The sequence below is a fragment of the Flectobacillus sp. BAB-3569 genome (genome assembly GCF_002270355.1).
GTDB lineage: Bacteria > Bacteroidota > Bacteroidia > Cytophagales > Spirosomataceae > Flectobacillus > Flectobacillus roseus.
Genome location: NZ_NJFZ01000150.1, coordinates 1 through 824, shown reverse-complemented (window position 1 = coordinate 824; position 824 = coordinate 1). Strand labels below are relative to the sequence as shown.

The 824-nt window shown below is 44.9% G+C and carries 2 protein-coding genes; both read left to right on the top strand.

Annotated features, from left to right (window positions below; genetic code table 11):
* The first annotated feature begins 135 nt into the window (after window positions 1–135).
* Window positions 136–534, top strand: a complete 399-nt coding sequence (locus tag BWI92_RS26795; RefSeq protein ID WP_095168674.1) for a DUF11 domain-containing protein — start codon at window positions 136–138, stop codon at window positions 532–534.
* 29 nt (window positions 535–563) lie between these two features.
* Window positions 564–824: DUF11 domain-containing protein (locus BWI92_RS26790; RefSeq protein ID WP_141234967.1), on the top strand; the 261-nt coding region annotated here is incomplete at its 3' end.

Below are 824 nucleotides of genomic sequence, written 5' to 3'. Positions count from 1 at the left end.
CCCTACGACAACCGACACCCTTTACAATGGGTTTAGTGCCACGACTTTTCAACATAAATCAGGGATAAAAGGATTTTATAGAGGGTTTAACTATCGACTCCATTTTCGACAAAGAATCTTAAATTATACCAATTATTGAATAACGAAAAATTGAGCCGCAGTGAAAACTTCTTGGGTACGAACTATGATTACACGTTGGTAGTAACAAACTCAGGAACGGCCTCAACAGCGGGAGTAGTTACGGTGACAGACAACTTACCAACAGGCTTACAGTTTGTGAGTGGTGGTGGCAATGGCTGGAGCTGTAGTGCAACAGGACAATTGGTGACTTGTACGAATAGTGGAGTGATAGCAGTGAGTGGTAGTAGCTCGATGAGTTTGACGGTGAAACCAACGCAAGCAGGCACTTACACCAACGTAGGTAGCGTAGTAGGCGGTGGAGACACAAGCGCAGAAACGTCTAACAGCGTAACCACAGTAATTACAAACCCACCAACACCGAATTTGGTAGTAGTAAAACTGGACCAAGTGTAGCAACAGTAGGAACGAATTTCAACTATACCTTGACGGTAAACAACACAGGATTAGCTGCGAGCACAGGAACGATTACCGTAACGGATAACTTACCAAGTGAGTTGAGTTATGTGACATTCAGTGGTTCAGGTTGGACTTGTAGTGCAGTGGGTCAAGCAGTGACTTGTACAACAACAGCTTCGATAGCAGCTAATGGTAGTAGCACGATAGTATTGACAGTGAATCCAACGGCGGCACCAGCATCGGGCTTACCAGTGAAGAACACGGCTTATGTAACAGGTGGTGGAGAT